The sequence below is a fragment of the Pseudomonas sp. LS-2 genome (genome assembly GCF_003605735.1).
Lineage (GTDB): Bacteria > Pseudomonadota > Gammaproteobacteria > Pseudomonadales > Pseudomonadaceae > Aquipseudomonas.
This window is the reverse complement of record NZ_QXTJ01000039.1, coordinates 628430-653776: the sequence shown is the minus strand read 5'-3', so window position 1 is coordinate 653776 and position 25347 is coordinate 628430. Positions and strand designations below refer to the sequence as shown.

The window sequence follows — 25347 nt, the reverse complement described above, 5'->3', positions numbered from 1 at the left end:
AGTCATCACAGGGACTGCATCACTTCAGAGTGATCGCGCCCTTCATCATGCTGATGTGGCCCGGGAACGAGCAGAAAAAGCCGTATTTCTCTGCTGGGTCCAGCTTGGACACATCGATCTTCAGCGAGTCGGTCTCGCCTGCGCCAATGATTTTGGTGTGGGCGATGATGCGTGCATCACCCTCTTTGAGGTACTGCTTGTCGATACCGGCGCTCAGGCCGTCGGTAGCGATCGGCTGCATGTCCGCTTCTTTACTGACCACCAGGTTATGGCCCATGACATTCTTCGGCAGGCTGCCGGAGTGCTTCAGGTTGACGGTGAATTCCTTGCAGCTCTTGTCGATTTCGATGGCCTTGGTGCTGAAGGTCATCTGGTCGGTGGAGTCGACGTCGACCGAGCATTCAGCCGCCAACAAATGGCCACTGACGAGCGTCAGCAGGGATGCAGCAACAAGCTTGCGAATCATGGTGAGTCTCCTGAATGGGGTTGCTCTTGGTTTTTGTATACAAAGAGTGCCTGAACTTTAAACAATTTATCAACTGAAGATTATGAAACATGTCTGGGGCAACCCTATCAGGGCAATCGAGACAATCAAACAGCGGACTGTACAGTGTCCTACTAAGATCGCGTTGTCACTCATCAATTAGGACGAACTTCATGCAACTCAATAGCCTTTTTCGCAGCCTGCTTGCGGCTTATGCCTGCGGCGCCAGTGGCAATTACGACAGTGCCCGTCAGGATTACAGCGCCTATCATGAGGCTGCTTACCACGTGTGATAGCGCAGCATTCGCGCTTCGATAGTGAACAGACGAATGGCAGACGAAAAATACAACGCCGGATAGGGCTCGTTATCAGGCAGAATGACCAGACTTATCGACTGCCCGAGGACTGCCCATGGCCAAACCCAACTATTCATTCGCCAAACGCCAACGCGACCTGGCCAAGGAGCAGAAAAAAGAGGAAAAGCTGCAGCGCAAGCAGGCCGAGAAGGCTGAAGCGCAGGTTGAAGAGAACGCGACCACCGAGCAGCAGAGCGACGAGAAGCCGGCCGAATAAGCCTGGACTTACCCCGCTACCGGCATCACCGTCACCCGGACTTCCGGGTCATGATTGCCGCCGCCGAGAATCACTCCGCGTAACGGAGAGACATCTGAAAAGTCTCTCCCCCACGCCAGACTGATGTGCTCCAGCGCCGGCTGGATGTTGTTGGTCGGATCGAAATCCACCCAGCCCAGCACCGGGCAGAACACCGACACCCACGCATGGGAAGCGTCAGCCCCAATCAGACGCGGCTGGCCCGGTGGCGGCTGAGTCAACAAATACCCGCTGACATAACGCGCCGCCAACCCTCTGGACCGCAGGCACGCCAGCATCAGATGGGCGAAGTCCTGACACACGCCACGACGGCGCTCCAGCACCTCCACGAGCGGGGTTGCGACGTGTGTCGCCTCGCCGTCGAAAGTGAACTCGTCGAAAATCTTCTCCATCAAGGCCTGTGCGCAAAGCAGCATTGGCCGACCCGCAGGGAAGCAGCTGGCCGAGAACTCGACGAATGACTGCTTCAAATGCACGTAGGGTGATTCGAAGCGATAACGGCAGGCATCGAGGATGTCGGTAGACATTTTCGAGGCGTTGTACGTCAGCGCGCTGCGCGTCTGATCCCACGCCGTCGAACGCTGGAAATCCAGGACAGGGCGCTCCAGCACTTCAATGCGCAGCCGGGCGTTGACCTGCAACTCGTCGTGGGGCCGCTCGAACGCCAGCCGCGTCAGCGGATTGCCAAACACGTCCAGTTCGTCGCGGCGTGTGGTTGGCGTCGGGCTTATCACCAGATGCTGCTCCAGGCAGCGCTGCCACGGGCTGCGTCTGGGCCACAGATGGGCCAACTGCTGCGCCAGAGAAACGGGACTGTCGTACTTGTAATGGGTATCGTGAAGAATCTGGTAATGGGCGCTGTTCATCAGACGGACACCGTGCGTTGGCTGACATCATCGACATGGGCGAAATGGCGCAACGCCAAGCGGTCGGACACCTGACCGCTGATATCCCCTACGCCCTGCAGCAGTTCCGCCAGACCGTGCAGCGCGGCTCTGACACTGCTCTGGCCGAACAAACCGTTTTCCAGACAGCCCAGATCGAAATTCGCCAGGCGCTGAATCAGTGTCGCGAGGCTGTTGTCCTGAGGCGCACCAAAGTCTTCGTTCAAGCGCCTCAGCGAGCGTGCTACCAGCTTGAGCTGGAACAATACTGCGTGCGGGTTCTGTTCATCGAGCAGCAACAGATCGAGCACCGGAATCAACTGCGGCAGTGCCAGGTAACGCGAGCGATAGGTAATGCTGCTGTTGCCCAGTTCCAGCAGCCAGTCCAGCGCGTCCTGTTCAAACGCCGCGTCGCTGCGCAGAAACGCCGCCAGACTGGTGCTCAGGAACTGCAAACGCTCAATGCGTCGGCCGATCATCAAGAAGCGCCAGCCTTCATCGCGGGTCATGTCGTCCAGGGCAAAGCCGGACAGCGCTGCCAGAGACATCACCAGGCGGTTCAGGAAATCCAGCAACTCTCCGAAATCGGGGTCGTCGGTTTCCAGATTCGCGGCTTCGCGCTGCAACTCCACCAGTGCCTGCCAGTTTTCGCGGGACAACTTGCCGCGCACTTGCGACGCCGCCCACTGCAAGCGCTGCAGGTTGGAACGCAGACTGAAGGGCCATTCATCGCCGAGCAAAGCCGCAAGCAGTCGCTCAGGCAGTTCGGTGCCCTCCTCTTCATCTTCGCGAGGCACCAGATTCAAGCGCTCGCCCAACTCCACGGCCGCTTGCAGCGCCAGTGGATCGTCCCCATCCACGTAACGCGCCAGCATGATGCGCAACAGACGCGCACTGTCGTCGCAACGTTCGCAGTAGCGACCGAACCAGAACAGGTTTTCCACAACACGTGACGGCAAATAAGGGTCGCGACGAACCAGGTCATGCACGCCCAGCGTGCGGCGACCTTTCCACGGCTCGCTACCCAGTGTGCGTTCGCCGAGAATCCAGGTGTCCTTACTGGCGCCGCCGCGCTGCATCGAAACGACGTCGGCGTCGGCGTCCGCCGCCACACGGGTCAGACCGCCAGGCAGCACGCGATACCCTTCGTCGGTAGCGACCGCGTACACCCGCATGCCAATGGCGCGGGGTTGCAGTTGATCTTTTTCGCCTTGCCAGATCGGCGCATGGGACAGCTGGGCGATCTCCTGCGCGACGTAGGCGTAAGGGCGGGCCTGCATACGTGCTGCCAGCGCCTGGCGCTGTTCCTCGTTGAGATCGCGACCGAATACCGGTGCGAAACTCTGGGACGGGAACGCAGGCTTGATCAGCAATTCCGGCATCTTTTCCAGCGCCTGAGCCAGTACAGGTGGCTCGCCGCACCACCAGGTCGCGACGGACGGCAGAATCAGCTCTTCGCCAAACAGGTGCTCATTGATCTTGGGCAGGAAACCCAACAGCCCCGGCGACTCCAGCACACCGCTGCCCAAGGCATTGGCGACCAGCACGCGGCCCTGTCGCACTGCTTCCAGCAGACCGGGTACACCGAGCGCCGAGTCCGTACGCAGCTCCAGCGGATCGCAGAAATCATCGTCCAACCGGCGCATGATCGCGTGAACACGCCGCAAGCCGCTCAGGGTTTTCAGGTAAACCGTGGCGTCGCGCACGGTCAGGTCGCTGCCTTCTACCAGTGGATAACCCAACTGGCCCGCCAGGTAGAGGTGTTCGAAATAGCTTTCGTTGAAACGGCCAGGCGTCAGCAACACCACCAGCGGCGCTTCATTACTGCTGGGGGCCTGGCGGGCCAGGGTTTCCTGGAGTGAGCGGAAAAAACCGGACAGGTGCTGCACTTCCAGATCGCGATACAGTTCGGGGAAGGCGCGCGACACGATCAAGCGGTTTTCCAGTGCATAGCCTGCGCCCGAAGGCGCCTGCGTCCGATCTGCCGTGACCCACCAGCGGCCATCCGGGGTGCGTGCCAGGTCAACGGCATAGACATGCAGAAAGGTGTTCTCCGGCGGTGTGACGCCTTGGCACGGCCAGAGAAAATTGTTGTGGCCGAACACCAGTTCGGCGGGCAGAAGGCCTTCGGCAATCAGCTTTTGTGGCCCATAAAGGTCCGCCAGCACGGCGTTGAGCAGGCGTGCGCGCTGGGCGATGCCGGCTGCAACCTGTTGCCATTCTTCGACCGGAATCAGGTGTGGCAGCAGATCCAGCTCCCAAGGGCGGTCAGCGCCCTTGGGATCGGCATAGACGTTGTAGGTGACGCCGTTTTCCTGAATCTGTCGAGCCAGCAGCGCTTGACGCTGTATCAATTGCGCAGGCGTGCTGCGCTGCAGATGCTCATAGAGGCGCAGCCAATGCGGGCGCACTTCACCGCTAGCGTCGAGCATCTCGTGATAAGTACCCGCGGAGAGCGGGTATCGGTCAAGCAGGTCGGGCATGGAAGGCTCGGCAGACAACTGAAAGGGCTCGAATTAGCAGGGCTTAGATTAGCGCAGACAATGTGACACGCGAGACGCGCTTCCCTGCGGCCCCGTCCCGTTTGTCAGACGCCTGGAGGCTGGGCTTCAAGGCGTCTGAAAGGGCGGCCGTTATCGATGCAGACGCAAGTCCAGCGTCATGGGCATTTCATCGTTGATGGTCAGTGCGGGAACCGCCAGTTTGCCGGGGCTGTGGCCAATCCGGAAAAATCGCGACAGGCGCCGGCTCTCGGCTTCGTTGGCGTTCACCGGCAGGGTCTCGTAGTTGCGACCACCAGGATGCGCGACATGATACTCGCAGCCACCCAATGAGCGCTGCATCCATGTATCGAGGATGTCGAAAACCAGCGGCGCATGCACGGGGATGGTCGGTTGCAGCGCATTGAACGGCTGCCAGGCGCGATAGCGCACCCCGGCGACGAACTCGCCAATCCGTCCGGTCGGTTGCAGCGGCACAGGAATGCCGTTGCACGTCAGCACATAGCGCTGCGGTGGGAGCCCGGTGACCTTCAGTTGCAGACGCTCGAGCGAGGAGTCCACGTAACGAACCGCGCCGCCAGCCGCGCCCTCTTCGCCCAGTACATGCCATGGCTCCAGGGCCTGTCGCAATTCCAGTTCAATGCCGCTGACCGCGTAATCGCCCACTTTGGGGAAGCGGAACTCCAGATGCGCCGCGAACCACTCTGCCCGCACTGGATACCCGGCGGCGTTGAGCTCGACGATGACGTCGGCGAAGTCCTGCTCGATAAAGTGCGGCAGCATGAAACGGTCATGCAGTTCGTTGCCCCAGCGGGCCAGTTTCGGCGGCGCATAAGGCTCCCGCCAGAATCGCGCAACAAGGGCCCGAAGCAGCAACTGCTGCGCAAGGCTCATGCGTGCATGGGGCGGCATTTCGAACGCGCGCAGTTCCAGCAAGCCCAGACGCCCTGTCGCGCCATCGGGCGAATACAGCTTGTCGATGCAGAATTCGGCCCGGTGAGTGTTGCCCGTCACGTCGATCAGCAGGTTGCGCAGCAGGCGGTCCACCAGCCATGGCGGGCATTCTTCCCCCGGCTCTGGCATCTGCGAAAAGGCGATTTCCAGTTCATACAGCGAGTCGTTGCGCGCCTCATCGACACGAGGAGCCTGCGAGGTTGGGCCGATGAACAGCCCCGAGAACAGGTACGACAGCGATGGATGGTTGTGCCAGTAACTGAGCAGACTGCGCAGCAAATCCGGGCGTCGCAGGAACGGCGAGTCACCCGGCGTCGCGCCACCCAGCACGAAGTGGTTTCCGCCGCCGGTGCCTGTGTGGCGCCCGTCGATCATGAATTTCTCCGTCGTCAGCCGGGTCAGACGTGCCTGTTCGTAGAGAAACTCGGTGCGTTCCACCAGTTCGTCCCAGCTCGACGAAGGCTGCACGTTGACCTCAATCACACCTGGATCCGGGGTGATGCGGAAATTGGCCAGACGCGGGTCGCTGGGTGGCTCGTAGCCCTCCAGCAGAACCGGACAATGCAGTTCTTCAGCGGTCGCTTCGATGGCCGCGACCAGCTCGAGATAGGCTTCCAGCGACTGCAACGGCGGCATGAACAGATACAGACGCCCGCTACGCACCTCGGCGCCCAGCGCTGTACGTGTCAGCCAGTCAGCCGATTCGTCGATGTCTGGCGCTCGCTCGGCGTCTGGGCGCTTCTGTTCGGTCAAGCCGTCCAGGCGCGCCTGCACCTCGTCCCGATCCGGCAGATCCGGGAAGTCCTGATTGTGGTCAGTCGGATGAATGTAAGGGTATTCCGCAGCCTTGACCCAAGGCTGTGAAGCCAGCGGCAAGCGGTAGCCCAGCGGTGAGTCGCCTGGCACCAGACGGCAGTGTTCATCGCGCAGATACCAGCGCCCGCTCTGCCAGTGGTCATCGGCAGCCGTGCGCGCCAAGGGAAGAACGTGGCCAATGACCTTGTCCAGACCATGAGAGAACACCTTGTTTAGCCGCGCCCGCTCCAGCTCGTCGCCAAGGCGAGAATCTTCGGCACTGACGTTCTTGGGCAGCGCGCCCTCACGCCACAGGTAATAGAAATTGTCTTCGTAGGCTGGAAACACGTAGCGCGCCGGCAACTTTAACCGCTCGGCAACGCTGCGCAGGAAGCGCCCGGCGGTTTCACTGTCGGTGCCGTAATCTTCGTTTTCATCGGCGATCAGTGCGTTGTTGCGCCATACCGGTTCCCCATCGCGACGCCAGAAACAGTTCAGCGACCAGCGTGGAAGCTGCTCGCCCGGATACCATTTGCCCTGACCGAAATGCACCAGACCTTGAGGCGCGTAATGCTTGCGCATGCGCTGGAACAACTCGGCCGACAGCACGCGTTTTTTTGGCCCCAAGGCTGCGGTATTCCACTCGTTGCCGTCGCGATCATCGATGGAGACGAACGTCGGCTCGCCGCCCATGGTCAGGCGCACATCGTCGGCAAGCAGATCAGTGTCGATCTGTCGGCCCAGTGCCTGAATCTCCAGCCATTGCGCTTCGGTGTAAGGCTTGGTGACCCGTGGCGCTTCCCAGATGCGCTCCACTGACATCTCGTGGCTGAATTCGGTTTCGCAAGGCTCAACCAAGCCACTGATGGGCGCGGCCGAAGACGGCTCGGGGCTGCACGCCAACGGAATGTGCCCTTCACCGGCAAAGAGACCTGAAGTGGCATCAAGGCCAACCCAGCCTGCGCCGGGCAAATAGACCTCGCACCAGGCGTGCAGGTCGGTGAAGTCGACGTCAGTGCCCGAAGGGCCGTCCAGTGCTTCGACGTCTGCCTTGAGTTGAATCAGATAGCCCGAGACGAAGCGCGCCGCCAGCCCCAGATGGCGCAGCAGCTGCACCAGCAGCCAGGCCGAATCCCGGCAGGAGCCCGAGGCGTTCTCAAGCGTGAATTCAGGCGTCTGGATACCCGGTTCCATGCGGATCAGGTAACCGATGTCGTGGGCCAGACGTTGATTGAGGTTCACCAGGAAATCGATGGCCGGTATCGGCGTGCGGTCGATGCTGTCCAGATACGCCTGGAATCTCGGCGTCAGCGGCAGCTTTTCCAGATAGGGCTGGAGCTCGTGATGCTCCTCCCTGGCGTATGTGAACGGAATTTTTTCGGCGTAAGGTTCGAGGAAAAAGTCGAATGGATTGAACACCGCCATCTCGGCGACCAGATCGACTTCGATACGCAACTCATCGGTCTTTTCCGGAAACACCAGACGCGCCAGGTAATTGCCCTGCGGATCCTGTTGCCAATTGACGAAGTGATTTTCAGGCAGGACTTTGAGCGAATAGGACAGCACACGTGTACGGCTGTGCGCGGCCGGGCGCAAGCGCACGATCTGCGGACCCAGTTCTACCGCACGTTCGTAGCGGTAATGCGTGACGTGGTGCAAGGCAATGTGAATCGACACGGCGTGCCTCCTGCGAGCCTGGACGGTAGCGGAACCGCGCAAGACTTATGCCATCCAGGCAAGTCAGGCGCCTTCGGCGTTGAGGGTGCTCGCTCAGCTAAGCACAGCACCAAAATCGCGCCAGCTTTGGCGGACGGTGCAAGGGTCGCACGGAAATGAGGCGGGTGGGGTTATTTACGCAGGAGGCCACGCAATGCTGGCCTTGACGCTGTTAATCGCGGCAGCCAACCCGCAGGATATGAAACGGTACAACGCAAAACGCCAGCTCGAAGGCTGGCGTTTTTCATTGCGGCATCACTCAGCGCGGAAACACTGGCTGACGTGAGGGTTTCTTGCTCTTGCCGCCCTTCCCGCCCTTGGACGCGTCCGCGCGTTCCTTGGCTGCCTGCTTATTGCGTGCAGCTGCAGCGGCCTTGGCCTCTTCGCGTTTGTCCCAAGGCTTGCTGCCATCGCTGGCGCGCGGCGGCAGGCCGGTGTGCTGGGTCAGGATCTTCGTGGTCTTGGCGACCTTGTGACTGCCAGCCGGCGTCGAGTTCTTGCGACGGGCGCTCTGGTAACTGTCGGTTTCCGGCTGGTGCTCCGGGATCAGTTGATTCTTGCCCGAGCCAATGAGGTCGGAACGGCCCATGCGCTCCAGCGCCTCACGCAGCATCGGCCAGCCTTTCGGGTCGTGGTACCGCAGGAAAGCCTTGTGCAGACGGCGCTGCTCTTCGCTCTTGACGATGGTCACCGAGTCGCTCTTGTACGTGACCTTGCGCAGCGGGTTCTTGCCGGAGTGGTACATGGCCGTCGCGCTGGCCATCGGCGACGGATAGAACGCCTGCACCTGGTCGGCACGGAAACCGTTGCCCTTGAGCCACAGGGCCAGATTCATCATGTCTTCGTCGGTGGTGCCCGGGTGAGCGGCGATGAAGTACGGAATCAGGTACTGCTCTTTACCCGCCTCTTTCGAATACTTCTCGAACATGCGCTTGAACTTGTCATAGCTGCCAATGCCCGGCTTCATCATCTGGTTGAGCGGACCTTCCTCGGTGTGTTCCGGGGCGATCTTCAGGTAGCCGCCAACGTGGTGGGTGACCAGTTCCTTGACGTATTCCGGCGACTCGACGGCCAGGTCGTAACGCAGGCCGGATGCGATCAGGATTTTCTTCACGCCGGGCAGTTCACGGGCACTGCGATACAGCTGAATCAGCGCCGAGTGGTCGGTGTTCAGGTTCGGGCAGATGCCAGGGAATACGCAGGAAGGCTTGCGGCACGCGGATTCGATTTCCGGGCTCTTGCAGGCGATGCGATACATGTTCGCGGTCGGGCCGCCGAGATCGGAGATCACGCCGGTGAAGCCTGGCACTTTGTCGCGAATCTCTTCGATTTCGCGAATGATCGAATCGTGGGAGCGGTTCTGGATGATCCGGCCTTCATGCTCGGTGATCGAGCAGAAGGTGCAGCCACCAAAGCAGCCGCGCATGATGTTCACCGAGAAACGGATCATGTCGTAGGCCGGAATCTTCTCCTTGCCATACGCCGGGTGCGGAATGCGCGCATACGGCATGCCGAACACGTAGTCCATTTCTTCAGTAGTCATCGGAATCGGTGGCGGGTTGAACCAGACATCGACTTCGCCGTGCTTTTGAACCAGCGCCCGAGCATTACCCGGGTTGGTTTCCAAGTGCAGCACGCGGTTGGCGTGGGCATAGAGAACGGCGTCATTGCGCACTTTCTCCATGGACGGCAGGCGGATAACGGTTTTGTCGCGGGTCATGCGAGGGCTGGCCAGAATCTGCACGACCTTGGCTTCGCTCGGATCCTCGACGGGGCCTTTTTCCTGCTCAATGGCGCAGGCCTGGGTGTCTTGCGTGTTGACGTACGGGTTGATGATCTTGTCGATCTTGCCCGGACGGTCGATGCGCGTGGAATCGACTTCGTACCAGCCTTCCGGCGTGTCGCGACGAATGAACGCAGTCCCGCGCACGTCAGTGATGTTTTCGATCTTTTCGCCATAGGACAGGCGATTGGCGACTTCAACGATCGCCCGCTCGGCGTTGCCGTACAGAAGGATGTCGGCGCAGGCGTCGATCAGGATCGAGTTGCGAACCTTGTCCTGCCAGTAATCGTAGTGAGCGATGCGGCGCAGCGAAGCTTCGATGCCACCGAGAACGATGGGTACGTTCTTGTACGCTTCCTTGCAGCGCTGGCTGTAAACCAGGCTGGCGCGATCCGGACGCTTGCCGGCCATGCCGCCCGGCGTGTAGGCGTCGTCGGAGCGGATTTTCTTGTCCGCGGTGTAGCGGTTGATCATCGAGTCCATGTTGCCGGCCGCGACACCGAAGAACAGATTCGGCTCGCCCAGCTTCATGAAGTCGTCTTTGGATTTCCAGTCCGGCTGGGCAATGATCCCGACGCGAAAGCCTTGCGACTCCAGCAGCCGGCCAATGATTGCCATGCCAAAAGACGGGTGGTCGACGTAGGCATCACCGGTGACGATGATGATGTCGCAGGAATCCCAGCCAAGCTGATCCATCTCTTCCCGGCTCATTGGCAGGAAGGGCGCTGGTCCGAAACATTCGGCCCAGTACTTCGGATAGTCAAATAACGGCTTGGCTGCTTGCATGTCGATGACCAGTGTTTGTAATCAGGGAGGCGAGTTTCCGACGGAAATTCGCGGGCGCGGAGAATAGCACAAAAAATAACCAATTCCGACTGTTTGGGTATTTGCCGGCGGCCTCAGACCATCACTCATCATCATCAAAGTTGTAACTACCCGGCGCGAGGTTCTCGAAGCGCGTGTACTTACCGATGAACGCCAGCCGCACAAAGCCGATGGGGCCGTTACGCTGCTTGCCGATGATGATTTCCGCTACGCCCTTATGCTCGGTTTCGGGGTGATACACCTCGTCCCGGTACACGAACATGATGACGTCGGCGTCCTGCTCGATCGCTCCGGATTCCCGCAAGTCGGAGTTCACTGGACGTTTGTTCGGACGCTGTTCGAGCGAGCGGTTGAGCTGAGAGAGCGCAACCACCGGGCAGTTGAATTCCTTCGCCAGGGCTTTCAGGGAGCGGGAGATTTCGGAAATCTCGTTGGTCCGGTTGTCGCCGCTGGAGCCCGGAATCTGCATCAGTTGCAGGTAGTCGATCATGATCAGGCCGACTTCCCCATGCTCACGAACCAGGCGACGAGTCCGGGCACGCATTTCTGACGGGCTGATCCCCGCTGTGTCGTCGATGAACAGCTTGCGATCGTTCAGCAGGTTCACCGCTGAGGTCAGGCGTGGCCAGTCGTCGTCATCCAGCTGGCCGGAACGGACCTTGGTCTGATCGATACGCCCAAGCGATGAAAGCATACGCATGATCAGCGATTCGCCTGGCATCTCCAGGGAGTAAACCAGGACGGCCTTCTCGCTGCGCAATACCGCGTTTTCGACGAGGTTCATCGCAAAGGTGGTCTTACCCATGGATGGACGACCCGCAACGATGATCAAGTCCGATGGCTGCAGGCCGCTGGTTTTCTCGTCCAGATCGGTATAGCCGGTAGACAGGCCGGTGATGCCTTCGCCCAGATTGAACAAGGTGTCGATACGGTCGATGGCCTTGGTCAGCAGGTCGTTGACGCCCACGGGGCCGCCGGTTTTGGGGCGTGCTTCGGCGATCTGAAAGATTTGCCGTTCGGCTTCGTCAAGGATCTCTTCGGCCGTGCGCCCCTCGGGGTTGAACGCGCTGTCGGCGATCTCGTTGCTGATCCCGATCAACTGACGCAGGGTGGCCCGCTGGCGAACGATCTGGGCATAGGCCTTGATGTTCGCCACCGACGGAATGTTCTTCGCCAGTTCAGACAGGTAACCAAGGCCGCCAACCTGTGAGGTCTGCCCTTCTTTGTCCAGTTGCTCGGACAGGGTCACGACGTCGATGGGCAGGTTCTGATCGGCCAGTTTGGCGATGGCCCGGAAAATCAGGCGGTGGTCATGACGATAGAAATCGCCATCCGANCACCGAGCACAGCCTGTTCGGCCTCGATGGAATGCGGCGGCACCTTGAGGGCAGCAGTTTGCAGATCGTATTGCTCGGGAGCGGAAATATCGTTCATGGCCACACGGAATAAGGATTTTGAAACAGGATACTCAGAAATGACAAAGGGCACGACCTGATAAACAGGAACGCGCCCCTCGCCTGCCGGCTGACGAACGAGTCGCCAGTCGGCCAGACTTCAGCACCGAAGCGCCAAAATCAAACTGCTTAAGCAGCTACCACAACTACGCGAACGGTAGCTTCAACATCGCTGTGCAGGTGCACGGCAACGTCGTATTCGCCAACGTTACGGATGGTGCCGTTCGGCAGACGAACTTCAGCTTTAGCCACTTCAACGCCAGAGGCGGTCAGTGCATCAGCGATGTCGTGAGTACCGATCGAACCGAACAGCTTGCCTTCGTCACCAGCGGTGGCAGTGATAGTCACTTCCAGCTCAGCCAGTTGAGCAGCGCGAGTTTCAGCAGAAGCTTTCTTCTCGGCAGCGGCTTTTTCCAGCTCAGCGCGACGCTCTTCAAACGCGGCCAGGTTGGCAGCGGTTGCAGCGGTGGCTTTGCCGAAAGGCAGCAGGTAGTTACGGCCGTAACCAGCCTTAACGTTTACTTTGTCGCCCAGGTTGCCCAGGTTGGCGATTTTTTCCAGCAGGATGAGTTCCATTTGGTAATAACCTCTTAACTTTAACCTTCACCGTTCGCAGAACCGTTATCGGCATCTTTCGACGCCAGACGGCCGCGAAAATCAATCAGGCTGTCGACAATGGCAAACACCACCAGCAACGGATAGATCAGCTGCATGAACAGCAGCAGCGTGACGTACAACCCCACCAGCCAGAACCGCGTCAGGCGCTTTGCAGCCACCAGGCCGTGGATCAGGGCAAGTCCCGCGAACATGAGCGGTACGCTGCACAACGGTGTCAGCATCGCCAGTTGCGGACCGAAATTGGGCCCCACCAACATGCACACCAGCAGCACCAGCATCGGTGCCCGCGGGAGTCTCAGGCTGCGAAATTCGCGTCCGAAACCGCCCGGGTTATACAACAACGCCTGCCAGTAACGCCCAAGGATCAGGCATACCACGCTGACGATCTGCAACAGCGCTGCTATCAGGCCGTTAAGGACCGGTGTAATCAGTGCTCCCAGACGCGCTCGCTCTTCTACCGACATTTGCTGGTAGACATCACCGAAGACGTGGGGCAGGAGTTTCTGCAACTCCCCCGCCATGGCTTCGATGGGCTCGCGGAAAACCGCCCCCAGAACCACTCCATACAACAATCCAAGCCCTACGCTGACCAGCAGCACACGGACCCAGGACTCGCTGGCGCGCAATACGGCCGCCAACCCCCATGAACCGAGCAACACCATCAGGGTGCGAGGTTCACCGAAATACCACCAGACCAAGGCCGGCAGCAGAGCCCAGGCGAGAACGCCAACGGCGTCGCTCAACCCGCGTCGCAGGAGCACAAGGCAACCTGCGGCAGCACTCAACCAGAACAACAGCGGCAACGCCGCACATCCAACCACTACGAGAGTGGCCTGCACGCGACCGCGCATGATGAAGTCAGCCATGGCGCGCATGCGATCTATCCCTTACTGCGTTTTTGTCGACTGAACCTGGTCTCAGCGGCCGTGGCTGTCGGTGTAGGCCAGCAGGGCCAGGAAGCGGGCGCGCTTGATAGCGGTAGCCAGCTGACGCTGATAACGAGCTTTGGTACCGGTAATGCGGCTAGGAACGATCTTGCCGGTTTCGGATACGTAGGCTTTCAGGGTGTTGAGATCCTTGTAATCGATCTCCTTCACATTTTCAGCTGTGAAGCGGCAGAATTTACGACGACGGAAGAAACGTGCCATGTAATAGGCTCCTCAAAAGGTCCGTGGATTACTCGTCAGCGTTATCGCTGTTGTCGCTGTCATCACTGTCAGCGCCTTCGGCGTCGGAGTGCTCAGGACGGTCGCGACGCTCACGGCGCTCACTGCGGTTTTCTTCAGCCTTGAGCATCTCGGACTGGCCGGTAACGGCTTCGTCGCGACGGATGACAAGGTTACGGATCACGGCATCGTTGTAACGGAAGTTGTCTTCCAGCTCGGCCAGAGCCTTGCCAGTGCACTCAACGTTCAGCATCACGTAGTGAGCCTTGTGAACATNCCGTCTTCTTCGATCAGCTTGGTATAACGCTCAACCATGCCGCCGACTTGCTCGCTCTGGTCCGGGTGAACCAGAAAGATGATTTCGTAATGACGCATGAATGCTCCTTACGGGTTGTAGCCTGCCGCCAAAGCGGTCAGACAAGGAGTGAATAACACTGGTTTATCTTGCACAGGGACAGGCACGTGAGCGCCTGCCATGACAGCAAGGGGCGCAATTGTAGAGAAGGGGCAGTGGCTGCGCAAGAAAATTGGTGATTATTTGAACAGTTCGGCGTCGTCACCTGGTCAGCGGCGCTCAAGGCCTTGATTCGAGCGGACGTGGCACGGGTTTGCCTGCTGACAGGTGTGGACGGGCACATGGCGAAAAGCATTCGCGAGCCCGTTCACCCCTGTGCGAGTAGTCCCGATCAGACGAATGAGACAACGCCGCCGTTCAGCGACTTGACCCGAGCCAGGGATTCCACGCGATAGCCCTGGGCATCAAGCTCGGCACGGCCGCCCTGGAACGACTTCTCGATCACGATGCCCAGACCTGCCACCGAAGCCCCCGCTTGCTTGATGATCGAAATCAGTGCCTGGGACGCCTTACCGTTGGCGAGAAAGTCATCGATGATCAGCACGCGGTCACTGCTGGTCAGGTGACGAGTGCTGATCGCGATGGTGCTTTCGGTCTGCTTGGTGAAGGAATACACCGTCGCAGAGAACAGGTTTTCGGTCAGCGTGAGCGACTGGTGCTTGCGGGCGAAAATCACCGGAATGCCCAGCTTCAGACCGGTCATTACCGCAGGCGCGATGCCGGAGGCTTCGATGGTCACGATCTTGGTGATGCCGGCGTTTGCGAACAACGTGGCGAACTCGTCACCGATCTGCTGCATCAGGACCGGGTCGATCTGATGGTTGAGAAACGCGTCGACCTTCAATACCTGGTCGGAAAGTACGATGCCTTCCTCGCGAATTTTCTTGTGCAGTGCTTCCACGTTGGTGTTCCTCAGGGCGCAAGTCGCGCGAAATGGATGTTTATCTTTTCAGCATGGCGCGAATGTCCGCCAGTGCCGTGTTGCCGCGAACGGCTTTCACTTCGGTAGGCGTGTCGTCGTTGCCTTCCCAGGCCAGATCGTCCGGTGGCAGCTCATCGAGGAAACGGCTTGGCAGGCAGTCGATGATCTCGCCGTATTGCTTGCGTTTGGCGGCAAAGGTGAAGGCCAGGGTCTGGCGCGCACGGGTGATGCCCACGTAGGCCAGTCGACGTTCTTCTTCGATGGTGTCAGCTTCAATGCTCGAACGGTGTGGGAGGATTTCCTCCTCCATGCCCATGATGAACACGTAAGGAAACTCCAGGCCCTTTGAAGCATGCAAGGTCATCATCTGCACACCTTCGGCGCCGTCTTCCTCTTCCTGCTGACGCTCGAGCATGTCGCGCAGGACCAGCTTGCCGATGGCTTCTTCGATGGTCATGCCGCCTTCTTCGTCTTTCTCCAGCGTGTTTTTCAGCGCTTCGATCAGGAACCACACGTTGCCCATGCGGTAGTCGGCGGCCTTGTCGCTGGAACTGTTCTGACGGAGCCAGTTCTCGTAATCGATGTCCATGACCATGCTGCGCAGGGCCGCGATCGGGTCTTGCGTCGCGCATTGCTGGCGCACGCCGTCCATCCAGTGCTTGAAGCGCTTGAGGCGGTCGGTGAAGCGGGTGTCCAGATGCTCACCCAGGCCGATTTCGTCGGTGGCGGCGTACATCGAGATTTTGCGTTCCGTGGCGTAGTTGCCGAGCTTTTCCAGCGTGGTCGAGCCGATCTCCCGGCGGGGCACGTTGATGACGCGCAAGAACGCGTTGTCATCGTCCGGGTTTACCAGCAGGCGGAAGTAGGCCATCAGGTCTTTGACTTCCTGACGGCCAAAGAAGCTGTTGCCACCGGAGAGCCGATAGGGGATCTGGTGGTGCTGAAGTTTCAGCTCGATCAGCTTGGCCTGATAGTTGCCGCGATACAGGATCGCAAAGTCGCTGTAAGGCCGGTCGGTGCGCAGGTGCAGACTGAGAATTTCAACGGCCACGCGTTCGGCTTCTGCGTCTTCGTTCTTGCAGCGGATCACGCGGATTTCATCACCGTGACCCATCTCGCTCCACAGCTGCTTTTCAAACTCGTGCGGGTTGTTGGAGATCAGCACGTTGGCGCAGCGCAGGATTCGGCTGGTGGAGCGGTAGTTCTGCTCCAGCATCACGACTTTCAACGACGGGTAGTCGTCCTTGAGCAGCATCAGGTTTTCCGGACGCGCGCCGCGCCAGGCGTAGATCGACTGGTCGTCGTCACCCACCACGGTGAACTGGCAGCGGGTCCCGATGAGCATTTTCACCAGCAGGTATTGGCTGGCGTTGGTGTCCTGGTATTCGTCGACCAGCAGGTAGCGCACCTTGTGCTGCCATTTTTCCAGAATGTCGGCGTGTTCTTCGAACAGTTTGACCGGCAGCAGGATCAGGTCATCGAAGTCCACTGCGTTGTATGCCTTGAGCGTGCGCTGGTAGTGGGTGTAGACGATGGCGGCGGTCTGCTCTTTGGGGTTGCGGGAGTTCTCCAGGGCCTGAGCGGGCAGGATCAGGTCGTTTTTCCACGCGCCGATCATGTTCTTGATCTCGTCGACGCCATCGTCGCCCGAGTACTCCTTCTGCATGATGTCGGTCATCAAGGCTTTGACGTCGGTCTCGTCGAAGATCGAGAAACCGGGCTTGTAACCCAGGCGTGCATGCTCCTTGCGGATGATGTTCAGGCCCAGGTTGTGAAACGTCGAAACCGTCAGGCCGCGCCCTTCACCGCTGCGCAGCAGAGTGCCGACCCGCTCTTTCATTTCCCGCGCCGCCTTGTTGGTGAAGGTCATGGCGACGATGTACTGCGCACGAATGCCGCAGTTCTGGATGAGGTGGGCAATTTTGCGTGTAATCACGCTGGTCTTGCCGGAGCCAGCACCGGCAAGCACCAAAAGAGGGCCGCCGACGTAGTTCACGGCTTCCTGTTGCCGGGGATTGAGTCGGGACATGGGGAAATAGAGGGATCACTAGAAAAATGGGCAGGCATTTTAACAGGGTCCACGGATTGTGCAGCGACCGTCCGACACTGTGATGCGCGACGCTATCTAAATTTCGCCGTTTTGTTACATTTGCGCATCGCGCGGACGATACCCGCGTTTGACCACACTCGTTTGAGTGATGGTCTATGTCTTTGGATTGTGTGGGGAGCTAGCTTGTCTACGCCCGTCGAACCCTTGCGTTTGCTGCTTCTGGCGGACACGCCGGAATGGTCAGCGTTATTGCGCGAGTGCCTGGCGCCTCTTGGAGATGCCGTATTTCTCGACTGTGTGTCGAGCTGGGACGCTATTGGCAGTCAGGCCGACCTCCCGCAATCCTTCATTCTTTTCACCACGCCTTTGCTGCAACCAGGCGCAGGTCAGTGCAACTGGCCCACGGTGTTGCTGCTGGACGCTGAGCCTGACGCAGACCCGGTTGGCGTGGCCGACTGGCTGGTGCGCGACTCTCTGACGACCAACACGCTGCGTCGCTGCCTGCGGCATGTTCGCGAGCGAGGTTTGCTGGAAAACACACTGCAACGTCTCGCCGAGCAGGATCCTTTGACCGGCATCGCCAACCGCCAGGGCTTCCAGACCTTGCTGGCTGCGCGCCTGGCAGAGTTCGACGGTCGCGGGCTGGCGCTGGGGCATCTGGATCTCGACAACTTCCGCAGGGCCAACGATGCGCTCGGCCACCAAGCGGGTGATCGGCTGATTCTGCAAGTTGTAGCGCGTTTGAAAAGTCAGCTCGAAGCCTGCGATCAACTGGCGCGTTTGGGCAGCGACGAATTTGCCCTGCTGATCGATACCCGCCGTGCACCCGAGCGCGCCGAGTGGATGGCCGAACGGATTACCGAAGCGTTGTCCGAGCCTTACTGGGTCGATGGTGAAAGCCTGCTGATCGGGTGCAGCCTCGGGATTGCCCATGCGCGCGTCGACGGCGGCGCCGATCCGTTGATGTGGCACGCACACATCGCCATGCAGCAGGCCAAAAGCACGCAGGGTTGCACCTTTCACATCTTCAATGAACGCATCAACCGCAATGCCCGAAGCCTCGCGGATCTGGAAAGCGAGCTGCGTCGAGCCTTGCGTCGTGACGAGCTGGAACTGCATTACCAGCCGCGTTTGTGCCTGAACACTGGGCATATCCTTGGGCTGGAAGCGCTGGTGCGTTGGCGTCATGCCGAGCGCGGTCTGTTGCCACCCAGCGAATTCGTGCCGTTGGCCGAGCAGAGCGGGCTGATCGTGCCGCTGGGTTATTGGGTGATCTCCCGCGCCTTGCGTGACATGCAGACTTTGCGAGAGAAGGGCCTGCCACCGCTGCACATGGCGATCAATCTGTCGTTCCGCCAGTTTCAGGACAATCAACTGTTGGCGACATTGAGTCGCTTGATCGCCGACAGGGGTGTGGATGCGCAGTGGCTGGAATTCGAGCTGACGGAAACCGCTGTCATGCGCCGTAGCGATCTGGTCAAGCAGACCATGGACGCCCTGGGTCGACTGGGCGTGCGCTTCTCACTGGACGACTTCGGCACCGGCTTTTCGTCGTTCGTCCACCTGAACAGCCTGCCGATCACCTTGCTCAAGATCGACAAGAGCTTTGTCGGCGAGATGGAGCAGCGCGAAGAGAACCGCAAGCTGGTGCACGCCATGATCAACCTGGCGCATAACCTGAGCCTGGAGGTGGTGGCCGAGGGCGTTGAAACGCCGGAGCAACTGGCATTGTTACGCAGTTTCAATTGCGATCAGGCTCAGGGCTATCTGATCAGCCATCCGCTGGCATTGCCGCAATTGCTGGATTATCTGATGTTCGATCAGGGCAAAGGGCAGTTGATGCAGGGATTGAATTGATCCCAAGTGATTTTATTGCGTAGCAGTCCGGCTTGCCGGCGGTTGCGATCTCAAGGACACCTGCGCCGGCAAGCCGGACTGCTACAACAGAACTTGACTGGCATTGAGTTCCGTTTGCCTGAGCCGACGCATTCGCGAGCAAGCCGGGTCTTTAGCCCATCACCACCACCCCGGTGGCTTCCTTGCGCAGCAGCTTAGCGGTCTTGCGTTCGAAGGCGTAGGTCAGGGCAATCGCCGAACACAGCAGGCCGAGTGCCAGGCCCCACCACACGCCGACCGCGCCTTGGTGCGCCAGGAAGCCGAAGGCCCAGGCCAGTGGCGCGCCGACCACCCAATAGCTCGCCAGCCCGATAAGAAACGTGGTCTTGGCATCCTTGAAGCCCCGAATCGCGCCCATCGCAATGGTCTGGGTGCCATCGAGGATTTCGAACCACGCCGCAATCGCCAGCAGTTTGACCGTCAGCTCCACCACGTCTTGGTATTTGGGATCGTTGAGGTCCACGAACAGGCCGATCACCGAATGCGGCGCAACCCAGAACAGGATGCCGAACGCGAGCATCAGCAGTCCGCCGAAGGCTATGCCCATCCGCCCCGCAGTGCGCGCCAGCAGCAAATTGCCCGCGCCGTAGTGCAAGCCAATGCGCATGGTCACAGCGTAGGAAATTCCCACTGGAATCATGAAGGCCATCGACACCGATTGCAGAGCGATCTGGTGCGCGGCCATCTGCGTGCTGCCCATCGCGCCCATGCAGAAGGCCGCGAAAGTGAAAAGCCCGACTTCCACCGCGTAGGTGCCGCCAATCGGCAAGCCCAGCCGCCACAGCTCTTTCAGGCAACTGCGTGACAGGTTCGTCAGGTTCTGGTGGATTGGGTACGCGGCGTAAGCCTTGTGATAGCGAATGTGCAGCCACAGGGCCAGCGCCATGCTGTTAGTGACAATTGCCGTGACCAGCCCGATCCCCATCAGGCCCCAGTGCGGCAGGCCGAACATCCCGTGGATGAAGGCGTAGTTGAGGCCGAAGTTGGCCGCGACGCCTACCAGGCTGATCACCATGACGGGTGTGGCCCGGCCCAGCGCGCTGGTAAAGCCCCGCAGCGCCATGAAGCTCAGCAAGCCTGGCAGGGCGAGGGGAAGGGTGATCAGGAACTGGCTCGCCATGTGGACGTTGGCTTCGTCCTGGCCGAAGTTCAGGAGAATCGGTTCAAGGTTCCACAGGATAAGGGCGGCGATCAGCGCCATGCCCCAAGCGAGCCAAAGGCCGGCTTGCGTCAGGCGGGTAACGCCTGCGTCGTCGTTGGCGCCTCTGCGGATGGCAACCAGCGTGCCGACGGCGGCCATCACGCCGACGCAGAAGAACGAAACGAAGTTGTAACTGGCGGCACCCAGCCCCCCACCCGCCAATGATTCGGGGCCGAGTTTGCCCATCATCACGGTGTCAGTGAAGACCATCAGCATGTGCGCCATCTGGGAAGCGATCAGCGGCCCGGCCAGGCGCAGGATGATCCACAGTTCTTTGAAGGCGTGCTGTTGCATGGTCTTGGCGCTCGGCGTTAGAGGCATTGAAGAGCGGCTCATTGTGGTGATTCGCCGGCAAATCCACAAAGGGATAAATACGATCATTGCCATGACTAAAACTCATGCTGGCGCTTTTGCAGTAGAGTGCTCGCACCGCTTCCATATCAAAGAGCACGTGCCTCATGTCTCGTAGTCTTCCGCCCCTGTATGCGCTGCGTGCATTCGAAGCTGCCGCGCGACATGCCTCGTTCACCCGCGCGGCCGAGGAGCTGTCGATCACCCAAAGTGCGGTAAGCCGCCACATTCGTACCCTCGAAGAACACTTTGCCTGCCGGTTGTTTCGCCGCAACGGCCGCAATCTGCAGTTGACCGAAGCCGCGCGAGAACTGTTGCCAGGCGTGCGCGAAGGGTTTTCGGCCCTGGAGCGAGCCTGCAGCGCGTTGATGGCCGAGGAGGGGATATTGCGCATGAAGGCGCCTTCGACATTGACCATGCGCTGGCTGCTGGCGCGGCTTAGTCGTTTTCGTCACTTGCAGGTGGGCAACGAAGTGCAACTGACCAGCGCCTGGATGGACATCGATAACGTGGACTTCACCCAAGAGCCGTTCGATTGTGCGGTGTTGCTGGGGCGCGGGCATTTCCCACCGGATTGGGAGGCGACGTATCTGTTTCCCGAGTTGTTGATCCCGGTGGGCTCGCCGAGCCTGCTCGATGACGCGCCGTGGGATGTAAAACGACTGGCCAGTGCCGAGCTTCTGCATCCCACCCCGGACCGACGCGACTGGCGCAGCTGGCTGGAGAGGACGGGGCTGTCGGACCAGGTGTCGCTCAAGGGCGGGCAGGTCTTTGACACCCTGGAGCTTGGCATGATCGCAGCCGCCCGAGGTTACGGGGTGTCCATGGGTGATCTTCTGATGGTGGCCGAAGATGTCATTCAAGGGCGCTTGAGTTTGCCTTGGCGTACGGCAGTGGTCAGTGGCGAGAATTACTACCTGGTCTGGCCCAAGACTCGGCCGGGAGGCGAGCGGTTGCGCAGGCTCAGTGATTTTCTGCAAAGCGAGGTGCAGGCGATGGAGTTGCCTGAGGTGACGATTCTGGACTGAAGCGCCTCGCGCCCCGGCCTTGCCCGCTATTTTTCCTGTGGCGACGCCCTTGTAGCAGTCCGGCTTGCCGGCGGTGGCGATTTCATTGGCGCTACCGCCGGCGAGCCGAACTGCTACCGGGGGAATACCCTATGGCGAATGTCTCCCGTCCTAAGTCCGCGTGTAGGACTCAAGTATTGGCTCTGTCAGCCGAATCCTTAATTGCAGAACCCTTTGTTCCAATCGGTTCATCGATCCCCTCTATTAGAAATAGTCCGAATGGTGTCCCTGAGATCAGGACGATCCCGTCGTTCGGCAAGGAGTTTTCATGCCTCAGCCCCGTGCCCGAATTGCCTCGCAGCTTGGCATCGCCCTGGCTGTCATCCTGGCCGTTGTCATCAGCGGCAGCACCTTGTTTGCCCTGCGCTCGCTGGACTCAGCGAACCTCGCCATCCGCGAAGAACACATGGGAAGCGAGGCGCGATTGCTGGCCGACCAGTTGAATACCTTCCACAGCACCCTGCGCGACAGTACCCAGCGACTGGCGGGCTTGTTCGAGAAGCGGTTCAACAATGGACTGACAGTGCAGGCTGATCAGCAGATCGCCGTCGCGGGCGTTCAGACCCCGGCGTTGTTGCTGAACGGCAATGCGCTGAACAACGATTTCGCCGAGGTCGATGACTTCAGGAAAATGACCGCAGGCGTGGCAACGGTGTTCGTGCGCAGTGGCGACGATTTCGTCCGCATCAGCACCTCGCTGAGCAAGCAGGACGGTTCGCGGGCCATTGGCACATCGCTGGACCACAAACATCCGGCCTACGCTCGGCTTCTGGCGGGACAGGACTACGTGGGCCGCGCGCTTCTGTTCGATCGCTTGTACATGACTCAATACACACCGGTTCGTGACGGCAGTGGCAAAGTCATTGCCGTGTTGTTCGTGGGCTTCGATTACACCGACGCGCAGAAAGCCCAGTTCGATAACCTGAAGAACTTCCGCATTGGCACCACCGGCTCACTGGCGTTGCTCGATGAGCAGAACAAATGGCTGGTGCCGCCCGCGGGCGTGAAGGATCTGGATCAGGCGAGCCAAATCCTGACCGACTTCGTCAAGGTTCCGGGCAAGGGCCGTTTCTGGGAAGACGCCGGCAATGACTTCTACACCGTTGCCGAGCCGTTCGCGGGTGGGCCATGGTCGATTCTGGCGATCATGCCGAAAGACGAAATCAGCGCGGTGACCTGGAGCGTCGGTATTCAACTGGCCATCGGCAGTTTGCTGGCGATGCTGATCGCCGTGGGTGCCGCGATCTGGCTGTTGCGCAGCAAGTTGCAGCCGTTGTCGGATTTGGTGAATCAGGCTGAGGCCCTGGGGGCCGGTGACTTGAGCGTGCGCCTGAATGTCACCCGTCAGGACGAGATCGGCCAGTTGGCCAGCAGCTTCAACAAGATGGGCCAGGCGCTGGAAACCATGGTTTCGCATATTCGCACCGCCGCCCAGGAGGTCAGCGGTCGCGCGCAGGCGCTGTCCGGTCTGTCCGGTGGCGCTTACGAAGGCATGGAGCAGCAGTCGGGCGAGATCACCAGCATGGCGGGCGCCGTCGAAGAGTTCAGCGCCACGGCCTTGACCATCGCCGACAACATGGGCAACACCGAGCGTCTGGCCCAGGGTAACGCTCAGCAAACCCGTATCGGTCGAGCATCGATGGAGGAAGCTTCGGCATCGCTGGAACAGATCGCCGGGTCTCTGGGCAGTACCGCTGCTGTGATCGACACCCTTGGCCAGCGCTCGCAGGAAATCGGTGGCATCGTCAGTGTGATTACCTCCATCGCCGAACAGACCAACCTGCTGGCCCTCAACGCCGCCATCGAAGCCGCACGCGCGGGTGAGCAAGGTCGTGGTTTTGCCGTGGTAGCTGACGAGGTTCGCAATCTGGCATCGCGCACCCGTCAGGCGACCGACGAAATCTCCGGCATGATCGCCAGCATCCAGCAGGAAACCGGCAACGCGATCAGCACCATGGAGCAGGGCAATACGCTGATGCAGGAAGGCCTGTCGCGTAACGCCAAAGTCGCGGCCGCGCTGGCGCAGATCGACGAGCAAAGCCGCTCGGCTGGCGAGCAGTTCGCCTCGATCACCACGGCGACCCAGGAGCAGAGCAACACGGCGACCTTGCTCAGCGCCAACCTGCAAAGCATTGCCCTGGCCAACAGCGAACAACGTGAAGTGGTCTCAAATCTGGCCGTCACCGCGCAGGAGTTGAACTCGCTGGCGGCGGATCTGCGCAAGGAAGTAGACCGGTTCCGCTGATCGGTCTGACTCCTGCGAAATGCAACGGGCCGGTCAGTGATGACCGGCCCGTTTTTGTTGGTCAGCGTTTTTTCGCCTAAACCTTGAGCTCATCCATGACGCTCAGCACTGCCTTGTGCGCCAGGCCGACGATCTGGTCGACTTCGCTCTCGGTGATCACCAGCGGCGGCGCGAAGCCGAGGATGTCGCCGTGAGGCATGGCGCGGGCGATCAGGTTCAGATCGCGTGCAGCCTTGGAGACCCGAGCGCCGATTTTCAGCGACGGATCGAAGCGCTTTTTGGTGGCTGGGTCAGCCACGAACTCAATCGCGGCCATCAGGCCCACGCCGCGCACTTCGCCCACTATTGGCAGACCGGCGAAGGTCTCCTGCAGGCTCTTCTGGAAGTAGCTACCGACCCGCTGCGCGTTGCCCGGAATGTCTTCGCGCTCGACGATGTCCAGCACTGCGTTGGCTGCGGCGACGCCAATCGGGTGACCCGAATAGGTATAACCGTGAGAGAAAGCGCCCACGCGGTCCGCACCTTCTTCCAGCACCTTGTACACCTTCTCCCCGACAATCGACGCTGACAGCGGCACGTACGCTGAAGTCAGGCCCTTGGCGACCGTGATCAGATCTGGCTCGATGCCGTACTTGTCGCAGCCGAACATCGCGCCGGTACGCCCGAAGCCGGTGATGACTTCGTCAGCGATCAGCAGAATGTCGTACTTTTTCAGTACCGGTTGAATCGCTGCCCAATAACCGGCAGGAGGCGGGGTGATGCCTCCTGTGCCCAGCACCGGCTCAGCGATGAACGCGCCAACGGTGTCCGGGCCTTCGCGCAGAATCAACGCTTCCAGTTCTTCAGCGCGGCGGGCGGAGAATTGCTCCTCGGTCTCACCGGCTTCGGCGCCCCAGTAATAGTGCGGCACGCCGGTGCGAGGGATGCCTGCAATGGGCAGGTCCATGTGGTCGTGATAGAAGCTCATGCCGGTCATCGAGCCTGACACCACCGAGCAACCGTGATAGCCGCGATCACGGGTGATGATCTTTTTCTTCTTCGGCAGGCCGCGCAGGTTGTTGTAATACCAGACCAGCTTGGCTTGGGTCTCGTTGGCGTCCGATCCAGACATGCCGTAGAACACCTTGCTCATCTTGCCCGGCGCCATGCGCACCAGACGGTCGGACAGGCGCGCCAGTTCCTCGGTGGTGTGAGCCGCGTAGGAGTGGTAGTACGCCAGTTTGTGCGCCTGACGGGAAATGGCTTCGGCTACTTCGGTGCGGCCATAGCCCACGTTCATGCAGTAAAGGCCGGCGAAGCCATCGATGTACTCGCGGCCGGTCGCGTCTGTGATGCGGATGCCCTGGGCGGTTTCGATGATGGTCGGATCGCCCGCCTTGCCGCTGGCAAAGTCTTTGAGTTGAGTGAAGGGGTGCAGGACCGATGCCCGGTCCATTGCTGATATCTGATCCTGGGTTTGCTTATCCAT

General features: G+C 60.0%; 17 protein-coding genes and 5 pseudogenes. 6 read left to right on the top strand and 16 right to left on the bottom strand.

Going from position 1 to position 25347, the window contains the following annotated elements:
• Positions 1–19: 19 nt before the first annotated feature.
• A complete protein-coding gene (gene azu / locus D3M70_RS24235) occupies positions 20–466 on the bottom strand; it encodes an azurin (RefSeq protein ID WP_120128128.1) in 447 nt (148 codons plus the stop codon).
• Positions 467–895: 429 nt separating this feature from the next.
• Between azu and D3M70_RS32075 the strand changes: the two genes are divergently transcribed.
• Positions 896–1057 carry a hypothetical protein gene (locus D3M70_RS32075; protein ID WP_165869871.1) on the top strand — a complete coding sequence of 54 codons (162 nt, stop codon included), beginning with the start codon at positions 896–898 and terminating at the stop codon, positions 1055–1057.
• Between the two features lie 8 nt (positions 1058–1065).
• Here the strand turns inward: D3M70_RS32075 and D3M70_RS24230 are convergent, their stop codons facing one another.
• The 3 genes from D3M70_RS24230 to D3M70_RS24220 form a co-directional block, all read right to left on the bottom strand.
• Positions 1066–1962 carry a transglutaminase family protein gene (locus tag D3M70_RS24230; protein WP_120128127.1) on the bottom strand — a complete coding sequence of 299 codons (897 nt, stop codon included), beginning with the start codon at positions 1960–1962 and terminating at the stop codon, positions 1066–1068.
• Positions 1962–4463, bottom strand: coding sequence for a circularly permuted type 2 ATP-grasp protein (locus D3M70_RS24225; protein WP_120128126.1), 2502 nt, complete (start codon positions 4461–4463; stop codon positions 1962–1964). Before D3M70_RS24225 ends, D3M70_RS24230 begins: the two co-directional genes overlap by 1 nt.
• A gap of 150 nt (positions 4464–4613) precedes the next feature.
• Positions 4614–7907, bottom strand: a complete 3294-nt coding sequence (locus D3M70_RS24220; RefSeq protein ID WP_120128125.1) for a DUF2126 domain-containing protein — start codon at positions 7905–7907, stop codon at positions 4614–4616.
• 193 nt (positions 7908–8100) lie between these two features.
• On the opposite strand from D3M70_RS24220, the gene D3M70_RS33650 reads away from it, so the two are divergent.
• Entirely contained in the window at positions 8101–8232 is a 132-nt protein-coding gene (locus D3M70_RS33650; RefSeq protein ID WP_256659964.1) for a hypothetical protein, read from the top strand.
• On the opposite strand, the gene D3M70_RS24215 is transcribed toward D3M70_RS33650, so the two are convergent.
• The 10 genes and pseudogenes from D3M70_RS24215 to rep all read right to left on the bottom strand — a co-directional run bounded on the left by D3M70_RS24215 (position 8206) and on the right by rep (position 17098).
• Entirely contained in the window at positions 8206–10515 is a 2310-nt protein-coding gene (locus tag D3M70_RS24215) for a YgiQ family radical SAM protein (RefSeq protein WP_120128124.1), read from the bottom strand. The two genes, D3M70_RS33650 and D3M70_RS24215, sit on opposite strands and share 27 nt — an antisense overlap.
• A gap of 121 nt (positions 10516–10636) precedes the next feature.
• Positions 10637–11890: pseudogene (gene dnaB / locus D3M70_RS24210) on the bottom strand (replicative DNA helicase); the annotation flags it as partial.
• A gap of 1 nt (position 11891) precedes the next feature.
• A pseudogene (locus D3M70_RS33645) lies at positions 11892–11979 on the bottom strand (hypothetical protein); the annotation flags it as partial.
• A gap of 158 nt (positions 11980–12137) precedes the next feature.
• Positions 12138–12584, bottom strand: coding sequence for a 50S ribosomal protein L9 (rplI, locus tag D3M70_RS24205; protein ID WP_062379016.1), 447 nt, complete (start codon positions 12582–12584; stop codon positions 12138–12140).
• A gap of 20 nt (positions 12585–12604) precedes the next feature.
• Positions 12605–13501, bottom strand: a complete 897-nt coding sequence (locus D3M70_RS24200; protein ID WP_120128123.1) for a hypothetical protein — start codon at positions 13499–13501, stop codon at positions 12605–12607.
• 42 nt (positions 13502–13543) lie between these two features.
• The gene (rpsR, locus tag D3M70_RS24195; RefSeq protein WP_037015707.1) at positions 13544–13774 is read right to left on the bottom strand and encodes a 30S ribosomal protein S18; all 231 of its coding nucleotides are present in this window, start codon (positions 13772–13774) and stop codon (positions 13544–13546) included.
• Positions 13775–13802: 28 nt separating this feature from the next.
• Positions 13803–14068 (bottom strand): annotated as a pseudogene (locus D3M70_RS24190) (30S ribosomal protein S6); the annotation flags it as partial.
• Position 14069: 1 nt separating this feature from the next.
• Positions 14070–14167: pseudogene (locus D3M70_RS33640) on the bottom strand (30S ribosomal protein S6); the annotation flags it as partial.
• Between the two features lie 311 nt (positions 14168–14478).
• Positions 14479–15048, bottom strand: a complete 570-nt coding sequence (locus D3M70_RS24185) for a xanthine phosphoribosyltransferase (protein ID WP_120128122.1) — start codon at positions 15046–15048, stop codon at positions 14479–14481.
• 40 nt (positions 15049–15088) lie between these two features.
• Positions 15089–17098 (bottom strand): DNA helicase Rep, encoded by a 2010-nt coding sequence (gene rep, locus D3M70_RS24180; RefSeq protein WP_120128121.1) that lies wholly within the window; start codon positions 17096–17098, stop codon positions 15089–15091.
• 204 nt (positions 17099–17302) lie between these two features.
• Between rep and D3M70_RS24175 the strand changes: the two genes are divergently transcribed.
• Entirely contained in the window at positions 17303–18976 is a 1674-nt protein-coding gene (locus tag D3M70_RS24175) for a bifunctional diguanylate cyclase/phosphodiesterase (RefSeq protein WP_120128120.1), read from the top strand.
• 151 nt (positions 18977–19127) lie between these two features.
• On the opposite strand, the gene D3M70_RS24170 is transcribed toward D3M70_RS24175, so the two are convergent.
• A complete protein-coding gene (locus tag D3M70_RS24170; protein WP_120128119.1) occupies positions 19128–20510 on the bottom strand; it encodes a NorM family multidrug efflux MATE transporter in 1383 nt (460 codons plus the stop codon).
• A 164-nt stretch (positions 20511–20674) separates the two neighbouring features.
• Here D3M70_RS24170 and D3M70_RS24165 point away from each other — a divergent pair, with 164 nt between their 5' ends.
• The 3 genes and pseudogenes from D3M70_RS24165 (at position 20675) to D3M70_RS34320 (ending at position 23879) form a co-directional block, all read left to right on the top strand.
• Positions 20675–21595 (top strand): LysR substrate-binding domain-containing protein, encoded by a 921-nt coding sequence (locus D3M70_RS24165; RefSeq protein WP_120128118.1) that lies wholly within the window; start codon positions 20675–20677, stop codon positions 21593–21595.
• A 307-nt stretch (positions 21596–21902) separates the two neighbouring features.
• A pseudogene (locus tag D3M70_RS34325) lies at positions 21903–23024 on the top strand (Cache 3/Cache 2 fusion domain-containing protein); the annotation flags it as partial.
• A complete protein-coding gene (locus D3M70_RS34320; RefSeq protein WP_375233034.1) occupies positions 23019–23879 on the top strand; it encodes a methyl-accepting chemotaxis protein in 861 nt (286 codons plus the stop codon). The pseudogene D3M70_RS34325 and the gene D3M70_RS34320, both read left to right, overlap by 6 nt.
• A gap of 76 nt (positions 23880–23955) precedes the next feature.
• Here the strand turns inward: D3M70_RS34320 and D3M70_RS24155 are convergent, their stop codons facing one another.
• Positions 23956–25347 carry an aspartate aminotransferase family protein gene (locus D3M70_RS24155; protein ID WP_120128116.1) on the bottom strand — a complete coding sequence of 464 codons (1392 nt, stop codon included), beginning with the start codon at positions 25345–25347 and terminating at the stop codon, positions 23956–23958.

What these genes read in the sequence shown, in the direction of transcription:
- D3M70_RS24215 (WP_120128124.1), bottom strand. Translation starts at nt 10,515, where the DNA reads ATGCAAGCAGCCAAGCCGTTATTTGACTATCCGAAGTACTGGGCCGAA.
- D3M70_RS24170 (WP_120128119.1), bottom strand. Translation starts at nt 20,510, where the DNA reads ATGCAACAGCACGCCTTCAAAGAACTGTGGATCATCCTGCGCCTGGCC.
- D3M70_RS32075 (WP_165869871.1), top strand. Translation starts at nt 896, where the DNA reads ATGGCCAAACCCAACTATTCATTCGCCAAACGCCAACGCGACCTGGCC.
- rpsR (WP_037015707.1), bottom strand. Translation starts at nt 13,774, where the DNA reads ATGGCACGTTTCTTCCGTCGTCGTAAATTCTGCCGCTTCACAGCTGAA.
- D3M70_RS34320 (WP_375233034.1), top strand. Translation starts at nt 23,019, where the DNA reads ATGGGCCAGGCGCTGGAAACCATGGTTTCGCATATTCGCACCGCCGCC.
- D3M70_RS24230 (WP_120128127.1), bottom strand. Translation starts at nt 1,962, where the DNA reads ATGAACAGCGCCCATTACCAGATTCTTCACGATACCCATTACAAGTAC.
- D3M70_RS24165 (WP_120128118.1), top strand. Translation starts at nt 20,675, where the DNA reads ATGTCTCGTAGTCTTCCGCCCCTGTATGCGCTGCGTGCATTCGAAGCT.
- azu (WP_120128128.1), bottom strand. Translation starts at nt 466, where the DNA reads ATGATTCGCAAGCTTGTTGCTGCATCCCTGCTGACGCTCGTCAGTGGC.
- D3M70_RS24155 (WP_120128116.1), bottom strand. Translation starts at nt 25,347, where the DNA reads ATGGATAAGCAAACCCAGGATCAGATATCAGCAATGGACCGGGCATCG.
- D3M70_RS33650 (WP_256659964.1), top strand. Translation starts at nt 8,101, where the DNA reads ATGCTGGCCTTGACGCTGTTAATCGCGGCAGCCAACCCGCAGGATATG.
- D3M70_RS24225 (WP_120128126.1), bottom strand. Translation starts at nt 4,463, where the DNA reads ATGCCCGACCTGCTTGACCGATACCCGCTCTCCGCGGGTACTTATCAC.
- D3M70_RS24200 (WP_120128123.1), bottom strand. Translation starts at nt 13,501, where the DNA reads ATGCGCGCCATGGCTGACTTCATCATGCGCGGTCGCGTGCAGGCCACT.
- rep (WP_120128121.1), bottom strand. Translation starts at nt 17,098, where the DNA reads ATGTCCCGACTCAATCCCCGGCAACAGGAAGCCGTGAACTACGTCGGC.
- rplI (WP_062379016.1), bottom strand. Translation starts at nt 12,584, where the DNA reads ATGGAACTCATCCTGCTGGAAAAAATCGCCAACCTGGGCAACCTGGGC.